This is a genomic window from Burkholderiales bacterium (assembly GCA_035560005.1).
GTDB lineage: Bacteria > Pseudomonadota > Gammaproteobacteria > Burkholderiales > Eutrophovitaceae > DASRFY01.
Map to the genome: position 1 here is coordinate 25,219 of DATMAN010000002.1, position 10,240 is coordinate 35,458.

Annotated in this window: 12 protein-coding genes; 7 read left to right on the forward strand and 5 right to left on the reverse strand. The window is 65.4% G+C overall.

From position 1 onward, the window contains the following. The first annotated feature begins 4 nt into the window (after window positions 1-4). Genes VNM24_00115 through VNM24_00130 form a run of 4 tightly spaced genes read left to right on the forward strand, consistent with a single transcriptional unit; the run spans window position 5 to window position 2,640 of the window. Window positions 5-568: an SPOR domain-containing protein gene (locus tag VNM24_00115; protein HWQ37003.1), complete on the forward strand. Its 564-nt coding sequence runs from the start codon at window positions 5-7 to the stop codon at window positions 566-568. 29 nt (window positions 569-597) lie between these two features. After that, on the forward strand, window positions 598-1,236 hold the full coding sequence (locus VNM24_00120; GenBank protein ID HWQ37004.1) for a thiol:disulfide interchange protein DsbA/DsbL: 639 nt from the start codon (window positions 598-600) through the stop codon (window positions 1,234-1,236). A 5-nt stretch (window positions 1,237-1,241) separates the two neighbouring features. After that, window positions 1,242-1,874, forward strand: coding sequence for a thiol:disulfide interchange protein DsbA/DsbL (locus VNM24_00125; protein HWQ37005.1), 633 nt, complete (start codon window positions 1,242-1,244; stop codon window positions 1,872-1,874). Continuing rightward, window positions 1,858-2,640: an SDR family oxidoreductase gene (locus tag VNM24_00130; protein ID HWQ37006.1), complete on the forward strand. Its 783-nt coding sequence runs from the start codon at window positions 1,858-1,860 to the stop codon at window positions 2,638-2,640. The genes VNM24_00125 and VNM24_00130 overlap by 17 nt, the downstream gene beginning before the upstream one ends. A gap of 11 nt (window positions 2,641-2,651) precedes the next feature. Here VNM24_00130 and VNM24_00135 read toward each other — a convergent pair whose 3' ends face one another. The 5 genes from VNM24_00135 to VNM24_00155 all read right to left on the reverse strand — a co-directional run bounded on the left by VNM24_00135 (window position 2,652) and on the right by VNM24_00155 (window position 8,571). After that, entirely contained in the window at window positions 2,652-3,305 is a 654-nt protein-coding gene (locus tag VNM24_00135) for an HAD-IA family hydrolase (GenBank protein ID HWQ37007.1), read from the reverse strand. A 5-nt stretch (window positions 3,306-3,310) separates the two neighbouring features. After that, window positions 3,311-3,790 (reverse strand): tetratricopeptide repeat protein, encoded by a 480-nt coding sequence (locus tag VNM24_00140; protein ID HWQ37008.1) that lies wholly within the window; start codon window positions 3,788-3,790, stop codon window positions 3,311-3,313. An 87-nt stretch (window positions 3,791-3,877) separates the two neighbouring features. Then, window positions 3,878-5,707 carry a glutamine--fructose-6-phosphate transaminase (isomerizing) gene (gene glmS, locus VNM24_00145; GenBank protein ID HWQ37009.1) on the reverse strand — a complete coding sequence of 610 codons (1,830 nt, stop codon included), beginning with the start codon at window positions 5,705-5,707 and terminating at the stop codon, window positions 3,878-3,880. A gap of 104 nt (window positions 5,708-5,811) precedes the next feature. Further along, the gene (gene glmU / locus VNM24_00150; GenBank protein ID HWQ37010.1) at window positions 5,812-7,173 is read right to left on the reverse strand and encodes a bifunctional UDP-N-acetylglucosamine diphosphorylase/glucosamine-1-phosphate N-acetyltransferase GlmU; all 1,362 of its coding nucleotides are present in this window, start codon (window positions 7,171-7,173) and stop codon (window positions 5,812-5,814) included. A 75-nt stretch (window positions 7,174-7,248) separates the two neighbouring features. Then, a complete protein-coding gene (locus VNM24_00155) occupies window positions 7,249-8,571 on the reverse strand; it encodes an adenosylmethionine--8-amino-7-oxononanoate transaminase (GenBank protein ID HWQ37011.1) in 1,323 nt (440 codons plus the stop codon). Window positions 8,572-8,799: 228 nt separating this feature from the next. On the opposite strand from VNM24_00155, the gene VNM24_00160 reads away from it, so the two are divergent. The 3 genes from VNM24_00160 to VNM24_00170 all read left to right on the forward strand — a co-directional run. Further along, entirely contained in the window at window positions 8,800-9,438 is a 639-nt protein-coding gene (locus VNM24_00160) for a diguanylate cyclase (GenBank protein ID HWQ37012.1), read from the forward strand. A 206-nt stretch (window positions 9,439-9,644) separates the two neighbouring features. Beyond that, entirely contained in the window at window positions 9,645-9,938 is a 294-nt protein-coding gene (gene groES, locus VNM24_00165; GenBank protein HWQ37013.1) for a co-chaperone GroES, read from the forward strand. Between the two features lie 43 nt (window positions 9,939-9,981). Next, window positions 9,982-10,240, forward strand: a 259-nt coding sequence (locus VNM24_00170; GenBank protein HWQ37014.1) for a TCP-1/cpn60 chaperonin family protein, incomplete at its 3' end; no start/stop codon positions are given.

The following is a 10,240-nucleotide window of genomic DNA, read 5'->3' on the forward strand; positions in this document are numbered from 1 at the left end:
GTCAATGAGCCGCGATCAACGAGATACCGGAACCGCGCCGGGACGCGGGAGCCCGCTCGGGGTGGGCGTCCTGATCGGACTGCTGCTCGGGCTGTGCCTCGCGCTGGGCGTAGCGCTCCTGATCAACAGGGGTCCGAGCCCGTTCGTCGACCGGCAAGGCGCCGGGCCGGCGACTTCACCGCCCTCGGCCGGCCAGCAGAAGCAGTCGGCGGCACCTTCCGCGGACACCAAGACCAAGTTCGACTTCTACAAAATTCTCCCCGGAACAGAAGAAGCGGTTTCTGACAAGGAGTTCAAGCGCTCGGCGACGCCGGCAGCGAAGGAAATCTACTTCCTCCAAGTGGCCGCTTTCCAGAACCCCGCCGACGCGGACAATCTCAAGGCGCGGCTGGCGCTTGCCGGGGTGGAGTCACAAATCCAGACGGCGCAACTGCCCGACGGCAGGATCTGGCACCGCGTGCGCGTGGGGCCCTTCACCGACATGGCACAGCTCGACGCTTCGCGGGCGGCGCTCAAGGAAAACAACCTGGAAGCCAATCTCATCAAGGTTCGCCAGCCGAATCAGTAGACCTAACCCGAAACATGCAAGGCAAGGCCATGACCCGATTCTTGACTTCGATCGTTATGTTGGCTGCTGCCGCCGTGGCGCACGCCCAAACCCAACCGATGGCCGGGGTGGAGTACAAGGTGATCTCGCCCGCCCAGCCGGCTGTCGGACCGAAGGTCGAGGTGGTCGAGTTCTTCAACTATGCCTGCCCGCACTGCTACGACTTCGAGCCGCTGCTGAAGAGCTGGATCGCCAGGAAACCCGGCGACGTCGAGTTTCGCTACGTGCCCGCAGTGTTCAACGACCGGATGATCCCGCTCGCCAAGCTCTACTACACGCTGGAGGAACTGCAGTTGCGGGCAAAGCTGCACGACAAGGTGTATGAGGCTATCCACGACAAGGGTCTGCGCCTGGACGACCCGGCGATTCTGTTCAAGTGGATCGCAGACCACGGCGTGGAGGCCAAGAAGTTCCAGTCGGTCTATGAATCGTTCAGCGTGGCCAATCAGGTCCAGCGCGCGGCGCAGCTGACGCGCAGCCTCAAGGTGCCCGGGACTCCGTATCTGGTCGTGAACGGCAAGTACCTGACCGGACCTTCGATGGTGGTGGGCGCCGACGGCAACGTCGATACGCGCCGCTTCGTCGCAGTGCTGAACCAGCTCATCGACAAGGAGCGCAGGAAGAGCTGAGCGCGATGAAACTCCTGCTGGCGGCGCTGTTTGCCGCCGCGCTGCATCCGGGCAGCGCCCTTGGCGAGCCGATCGAGGGCGTGGAATACGAGCGGCTCGATCCACCGCGACCCAGCGCGGCCCCTGACCGGATCGAAGTCGTCGAGTTCTTCTATTACGGTTGCGAATCCTGCGACAGATTCGATCCGAAGCTCGGGCGCTGGCTCGAGCACAAGCCCCAGGACGTGCACTTCCGGCGCGTACCCGCGATTCGCAGAACGGATTGGATACCGCTCACCCGGCTCTTCTTCGTGCTCGAGGAACTGGGCGCCCTGCCCCGTTTGCACAGCGAGGTCTATCGCGCGGTGCACGCCGAGGGGCGCGACTTTCGCGACCGCAAGACCGTGCTCGACTGGGGGCAATCCAAGGGCCTCGACCGGGCGGCGCTCGATGCTGCCCTGGACTCCGACGTGATCCGCATCAAGGTCGAGAAGGCGCGCGACACCACCATTGCCTACGACGTGCGCACCACCCCGACGCTGGTGGTCGACGGTCGCTACCTCACCAGCGCCGAGATGCTGGGCGATATCGAGTTGCTCGTTCCCGTGCTCGGCGCTCTGATCGACAAAGTGCGCCGCGAGCGTGCCGCCGCCAGATAGCACGCCAGCTCGGGTTTTCATCACCGGCGCATCGAGCGGGATCGGCGAAGCCCTCGCCCGCCAGTATGCACGGCACGGCGCAACGCTCGGGCTGCTCGCGCGCCGGGCCGATCCCCTAGAGCGCTTGGCCGCATCGCTCGCGGTCCGATCGTACGTCTATCCGGTCGACGTGCGAGACGCCGCGGCGATGGGCCGCGCCGCACGCGATTTCATCGAGCGGACCGGTGCTCCGGACATCGTAATCGCCAACGCCGGGGTCTCGACCGGCAACGACAGTGCCGAACCGGCCGACAACGCGGTTTTCGAGGAGATGCTGGCAATCAACGTGACCGGCATGCTGTTTACGTTCCAACCGTTCATTCGGGTCATGAGACAGCGAGGCAGCGGCACCCTCGCGGGGATCGCGAGTATCGCGGGGTTTCGCGGGCTGCCGGGCGCTTCCGCCTACAGCGCTTCCAAGGCAGCCGCGATCGCCTATCTTGAGAGCCTGCGCGTCGAACTGCGGCGAAGCGGCGTGCGAGTGGTCACGATCTGCCCCGGTTATATCGCGACCGCCATGACCGCGCGCAACCCGTATCGCATGCCGTTCCTGATGCCGGCCGATGTCGCCGCGCGCGCCATGGTGCGCGCGATCGAGCACGGCAAGCGCTGGTACGTTCTGCCCTGGGAGATGGCAATCGTCGGAGCGCTTCTGCGCGCGCTGCCGCGTCCGCTCTACGACCGACTGTTGGCGCGCGCGCCGCGCAAGCCGCGCCGGCTCGCCTGATCCCGGGGCGCCTAGTCCAGGGCGATTCCCAGCAGGCTCTGGAGTTCGACGATCGCCGCTTCGGGGTCCACCACCTTGAGGGTCCGCATGCCCATTTCACGGGCGGGCTTGAGGTTGGCGCCGATGTCGTCCAGAAATACGGCCGAGCCCGGTTCGATGACGAGGCGCGCGCAGGCGATCTCGTAGAACCGGCGCTCCGGCTTCCTGGCGCCGATCTGCGACGATTCGATGACTTCGTGGAACAGCGACAGCGCGGTTTTCCACTCCGCCGGCGGCCCGCATTCGCCAAGCGAACCCCGTGCGCCGCCCAGGCGGAAATTGTTGGTTAGGCAGGCTGTGAGAAAGCGCTCGCGGCAGCGCGCAACCGCCCTGAGCATGGCCGGCCGCACGGGGCCGTAGATCAGTCCGACGACCTCGGCACCGCGAACCTCGTATCCAGCGCGGCGCGCTTCTTCGGCAAAGGCGCGGTCGAAGTCGGCCAGGCCCAGCTCGCCGCGCTCGAACCGTGCCCAGGCATTGTCTTCCGGATTGTTGCGGTTGACCGACTGCAGGAATCCTTCCGGCAGGCCGCGCGAGCGCTCGAACCGGCGGAAGGCTTCGAACGGACTGTCGGTGATGACGCCGCCGAAGTCGAAGAGCACGGCGCGCACCGCCGTGTGGATCATGGGCGCTACTTCTTGCCCTTCTTGTGCTCCTCGATGGCGCGCTTCAATTCCCTGAGTTCTTCGCAGGGAATGGGCGTGCACAGCTTTTGCAGCTCCGCCAGATGCCGTTCTGCGCCGGCCAAGTCGTCCTTCATCAGATAGGCCTCGCCGATATATTCGTGCGCGGGCTTGTGCTGCGGATTGAGCTTGAGCGCCGCCTGATAGTGCTTGAAGGCAGCATCCAGGTTGCCGGACTTGCGGTGTGCGTATCCCAGAAAGTTCTGCACGTCCGCGCTCTCGGGATGGGCCGCCGCCGCCTTCTCCAACAGCGTGATCGCCTTGGCCCAGTCCTGAGCCTGCAGCGCCTTCTGCGCCTCCTGGACGGTCGGGTCGTCGGCCGCGCTGTCTTCGTCGTCAACCCCGAGATTGGCCACCGCGGCCGGCGCGCTGAGGATCACCCATATGGCGGCCAGTCCGATCAAAACACGCCCTTTGAGGTACCGCATGCATGCTCCTCCTTAGTTGCAGTGTCGCTTGTTCATGGTGCCTGCCGCTCCCGACATTGGAGTCCCCGTCGGGTCATGGCGTTCCGCTCACTCCACCGTGACCGACTTCGCGAGGTTGCGCGGCTTGTCGACGTCGGTTCCCTTGACCAGGGCGGCGTGGTAAGCCAGCAACTGGAGGGGCAGCGTGTGCAGGATCGGACTCAGATAGCCGGCGTTCTCGGGAAGCCGGATCACATGCACGCCCTCGGAGATCTGAATCTGCGAATCGGCATCGGCGAAGACGTACAGCTCGCCGCCGCGGGCGCGGACCTCCTGCAAATTCGATTTCAGCTTCTCCAGCAGCGCATCGTTCGGGGCGATTGCCACCACCGGCATGTCGCGGTCCACGAGCGCCAGGGGCCCGTGCTTGAGTTCACCGGCCGGATAGGCTTCGGCGTGGATATAAGAGATCTCCTTGAGCTTGAGCGCGCCCTCCAGCGCGATGGGGTAATGCATCCCGCGGCCCAGAAACAGCGCATGCTGCTTGCCGGAGAAACGCTCGGCCCAGGCTTGGACCTGAGCTTCCAGCGACAGCACGCGCGACAACCCTGCCGGCAGATGCCGCAGTGCAGCCAGGTGCGACTGCTCCTGCGTCGCGGTGAGCCTGCCGCGCACCTTGGCCAGGACGAGGGTGAGCAAGAAAAGGGTCGCCAGTTGCGTGGTGAACGCCTTGGTCGAGGCCACGCCGATCTCGGGTCCCGCGCGCGTCAGGAACTTCAGAGCCGTCTGGCGGATCAACGCGGACTCCGGCACGTTGCAGATGGCCAGGGTCAATTGCTCGCCCAGCGACTTGGCATGCTGGAGCGCGGCAATGGTGTCCGCCGTCTCGCCCGATTGCGAAATCGTGATCACTAGGGCATTGGGGTCAGCCACGCTCTGCCGATAGCGGTACTCGGACGCGATCTCGACGCTGCAGGGAATGCCGGCGATGGCTTCCAGCCAGTAGCGCGCCGTCAACCCCGCGTGATAACTGGTTCCACAGGCGAGCACCAGCACGGAGGTCGCGCGCTGGAAGACCTCCGCCGCCTCCACGCCGAACAGCTGCGGCATGATCGACTGGGCGCCCACCACCATTTCAAGGGTGGCCGCCACCGCGCCGGGTTGCTCGAAGATCTCCTTCTGCATGTAGTGCCGGTAGGGTCCGAGCTCGATCGCGTCGACCGACAGCTTGCTCTCGTGGACCGGCCGGATGGCCGCGGTACCGCTCGCGTCGATTACCCGATAGCCGTCGCGCCGGAGTTCGACCACGTCGCCCTCTTCGAGGTAGATGATGCGCCGCGTGACTTGCAGCAGCGCTGCGGCGTCGCTCGCGCAGAAGTTCTCGTTGTCCCCGAGCCCGAGCAGCAGCGGCGCTCCCTTGCGCGCGACGACCAGGCAATCCGGCGTCTTCTCCGAAAGCACCGCGATGGCATACGCGCCCTCGCATTCGCCGACCGCACGCCGGGTCGCTTCCAGGAGATTGCCGAAGCGCGTGAAATAGTGGTGAATCAGATGCGCGATCACCTCGGTGTCGGTGTCCGAAGCGAACGCATAGCCGGCCTTCTGCAGTCGTTCGCGAATCGATTCGTGATTCTCGATGATTCCGTTGTGCACCACCGCCAGACCGTCCTCGCTGACGTGTGGATGGGCATTGCGCTCGCTCGGCGCGCCATGGGTCGCCCATCGGGTGTGGGCGATGCCGAGCAGGCCCTGCACCCTGGTCTTGTCGGCCATTTCGGCGAGGCTGGCGACCCGCCCCACGCTGCGCAGCCGATGCAGCCCGCTGTTGACGATCGCCAGTCCTGCGGAATCGTAGCCGCGATATTCGAGCTTTCTGAGTCCTTCGAGCAGGATCGGAACGACGTTGCGCTGGGCGATGGCACCTACGATTCCGCACATGGGCAGCAATGATCAGAAAGAGATCGAGAATGGTACACGGCGCGCGGCGCACCGAACCGCCGGCACGAAGCGCACGCACGATATGTTTTCATCGCGCTGTGCCCTCAAGCCCTTTTCTTGGTCGGCCGTTTCCAGCCGGAGACCGACAGCTGTTTGGCGCGCGCCAGGGTCAGCTCCCCGGGCGGCGCGTCCTTGGTGATGGTACTGCCCGCGCCGATCGTGGCACCCTTTCCGATCACCACGGGGGCCACCAGTTGCGTGTCCGAACCGATGAACGCGTCGTCCTCGATGACGGTGCGGTGCTTGTTGGCGCCGTCGTAATTGCACGTGATCGTGCCTGCACCGATGTTCACGTTGCGCCCCACGCGGGTATCGCCAAGGTAGCTCAAATGATTGGCCTTCGAGCGATCGCCTAGCTCGGACGCCTTGACCTCGACGAAATTGCCCACGCGCACCTCGTCGCCGAAGCGCGTGCCCGGACGCACCCGGGTGTAGGGTCCGATGCGGCAGTCGGCTCCGATCGTCACGCCTTCCAGATGGCAGAACGGCAGCAGTTGCGTGCCGGGGCCCACATGAGCGTCGCGCACCACGCAGTTTGCGCCGATCCTCACCCGGTCGCCGAGCACCACGCTTCCTTCGAACACGCACCCGACGTCGATCGTCACATCGCGCCCGCAGGACAGTTCGCCGCGCACGTCGATTCGCGCGGGGTCGGCCAAGGTGACGCCCTGTTTCATCAGCGCCTGCGCGGATTCCCACTGGTGGATGCGCTCCAGACGCGCCAACTGCTCCTTGCTGTTCACGCCCAGAACTTCCCACGCTGCCTCCGGCTGGACGGTACCAATCGACACGCGATCCTTGACCGCCAATGCCGCGACGTCGGTCAGATAGAACTCGCCCTGAGCGTTGTCGTTGTCGATGCGTGCGAGCCAGCGGCCGAGTCGGTTGCGCTGTGCAGCCATCACGCCCGTGCTGACTTCGCGAATCGCCCGGTCCCGCCCGGTCGCGTCCTTCTCTTCGACGATTCTCGTCACCGCGCCCGAGCGATCGCGCACGATCCGCCCGTAACCGGACGGATCATCGAGTTCGACGGTCAGCAGCGTGAGCGGCGCCCGGCTTGCGACCAGGCGCTGCAGGGTTTGTGCACGCACAAGCGGAACATCGCCGTATAGCACCAGGACCACGTCCGAGGAAAGCAAGGGCATCGCCTGCTGCACGGCGTGCGCGGTGCCCAGCTGCGGTTCCTGCAGCACGAAGTCCACGTCGGGGGCGGCGAGGCGGCTGCGCACCTCCTCGGCGCCATGTCCGCACACCGCCACGATGCGCCTGGGCCGCAGCCGCCGCGCCACCTCGATCACATGGGCCAGGAGGGGGCGGCCGCCGAGCGGGTGCAGCACCTTGGGGACATCGGAGAACATCCTCGTGCCCTTACCGGCGGCGAGAATGACAACGTCGAGGTCGGGCATGGCGAAGAAAGGAGATGGCAGGCGCCGCCGGAATTATCGCACAGCACTCCGGCTGCCTGCCGCCCCGGCGGCTTGCTACTGCGCAGGCAACGCATTCAGCGCGTCGAGCGTGCCCGCGACCAGCAGATCGATCTGCGCTTCCTCGATCACGTACGGCGGCATGAAGTACACCGTATTGCCCAGCGGACGCAGCAGGAGCCCCCGCTTCAAGGCCTGCAGGTAGAAACGCCGTCCCGCCAGCGGGTCGGCAGAGTCGATTTCGAAAGCCCAGATCATGCCCGTATTGCGGAAGTTGCGAACCGCCCGATGGTGCGCGATCTCCTGCGCGCGCTGTGTGATGAGCGCTGATTTCACCCGGTTGGTCGCCAGGACATCTTCACGCTCGAAGATGTCGAGCACCGCGAGCGCGGCGCGACAAGCGAGCGGGTTGCCGGTATAGGAGTGCGAGTGCAGGAAGCCGCGGGCGACTTCGTCGTCATAGAACGCCGCATACACGGCGTCACTGGTCATCACCACGGACAGAGGGAGGAATCCGCCGGTGATGCCTTTGGACAGGCACAAGAAATCCGGTTTGATCCGAGCCTGGTCGCAGGCGAGGAAAGTGCCGGTGCGGCCGAAGCCCACGGCGATTTCGTCGGCGATCAGGTGCACGTTGTAGCGATCGCAAGCGGCGCGCGCACGGCGCAAGTACTCGGCGTCGTGCATCGCCATGCCCGACGCGCACTGCACCAGCGGTTCCACGATCAGCGCGGCGATGGTCTCATGGTGGGCCGCCAGGCAGTCCTCGAGCGCCGCGGCGGCGCGGGCGGCCACCTCGCGCGCACTTTCCTGGCCTCGTGCCAGGCGCCAGTCCGGCGAGGAAACGCGCAGGGGTTCGCGCAGCAACGGACCGTAGGCGTCGCGAAACAGACCGATGTCGCCCACCGACAAGGCTCCGACGGTCTCTCCATGATAGCTACCGGCGACGCAGGCGAAGCGGGTCTTGCGTGTCTGCCCGGCGTTCTTCCAGTAGTGGAAGCTCATCTTGAGCGCGATTTCGACCGCGGAAGAACCGTCCGACGCGAAGTGGCAGTGCGACAGACCGGTGCGCGCGGCGAGCCGCTCGCTCAACGTGACGACCGGCTCATGGGTAAAGCCGGCCAGGATCACGTGCTCCAGCCGGTGAAGCTGGTCGGCGATCGCGCGCGCGATCTCGGGGTTCGCATGGCCGAACAGGTTCACCCACCATGAACTGATCGCGTCCAGGTAGCGGCGGCCATCGAAATCGTAGAGCCACACTCCGTCTGCGCGCGCAATCGGCACGAGCGGCAGCTCTTCGTGCAACTTCATCTGCGTGCACGGGTGCCAGACGGCACGCAGGCTGCGCGCCGTCATGTCCGTGTTGCGCGACATGGGCATGTGAATCGGAGAGGACGGATCCGGAGCGGAAATCGGCGCAAGAGTAAGACACGAATCGCGACCCGGGGCAAGCCAGCGTGCTAGGCGCTTGCGCCACGCCGGGCGAGCCGGCCGTGAACGGGACTATTAGCACTGGGCGCTGCCGGCTGCTGGCGCGCATGATGCTTTCAGCGGTATTGACCGGAATTTTTTCGCTTCGCTATATTCGAAAGGTGCGAGGAGGTTCGGATGGATTTGCTCGAATGCATCTCGGAGCAGATGGCGGCCACGCACAAGCCGCTGGTCGCGGTCACCGTGGCGGCCGTACCTTGTCCCGACACGCCCGTCATTCTCACCTTGCACTGGCATGGTTTCATCGAGGAAAAGATCCTCGACGCGGAAGAGGCCGAGACGGTGCAGTACACCTCGATTCCCAGTTCCGCGTTGCAGGTGAACCAGCGCTGGAGCGATCTGATGCTGCTCGATCGCGCGGCGATGGAAGCCGGTTGGGAACTCGGGGCGTGGGACGTCGCCCGCAGCGAACGTCCGGGTTGCGCGCGACCCGGCGCGCGGCCGCGCGAAGCGCTCGAGTGCTTGCAGGCGTTTGCAGCGCTGCCCGCAAGCCTCGGCGGCCAGCAGGTCGTGGTCGCTGACACGCCCGACGCCGACGAGCTGGTCGACCTTGCCGCGCGGCGCGGGTACCTGTTCTGGGTCTTCCGCCCCGTCCACGGCGGCATCTGGGCCGAGGTGGCCGCCGACGCCACGCTCGATGCGGAGGGCCGGCGCTCGCCGCCCTGTCCGCTCGCCCCGATTCCGCCGGCCGGCCAGGGTCCGCGTAAGACTGTCTACCGCTTCGGCGTGGCCGCAACGCGGCGCACGGTCAACTGACCTGCCGTTTCCGCCGGGCGGCTGCGCCCCGGCCATCGATGCTCAAGCCCCACCGCTGGGGCCGGCGCTCTCATTTTTTTGCCGACCGTTGAAATCGAGACCTTCGCCCCGTATGATTGGCACTCGCTTTGATCGAGTGCTAACAGAAAGCTCGAAATCCATTCAATTCAAATTCTTATCAGCTTTGTGAGGCAAGGAGAGTAGCAATGAAGATCCGTCCCCTGCATGACCGAGTGATCGTCAAGCGCCTGGAGGAGGAGCGCAAGACAGCCTCCGGAATCGTGATTCCTGACACTGCAGCCGAGAAACCGGACACCGGTGAAGTCGTTGCCGTAGGGCCGGGCAAGATTCTCGACGACGGCAAGGTCCGTCCGCTGGACGTCAAGAAGGGCGACAAGATTCTGTTCGGCAAGTACTCGGGGCAGACCGTGAAGATCGAAGGCGAGGAACTGCTCGTGATGCGCGAAGAAGACATCATGGGCGTGCTCGAAGCGGCGTAGGGAATTCCCCGCTACGCCCCAGCCAAATTTCCAGGAGACATTAATGGCAGCCAAAGACGTCAAGTTTCACGACGCCGCGCGCGCGCGCATCGTCGCGGGCGTGAATGTCCTCGCCGATGCGGTGAAAGTCACCCTCGGCCCCAAAGGTCGCAACGTGGTCCTCGAGCGCTCCTTCGGTTCGCCGACCGTCACCAAGGACGGCGTGTCGGTCGCGAAGGAGATCGAACTGAAGGACAAGTTCGAGAACATGGGTGCGCAGATGGTCAAGGAGGTCGCCTCCAAGACCTCGGACGTGGCCGGTG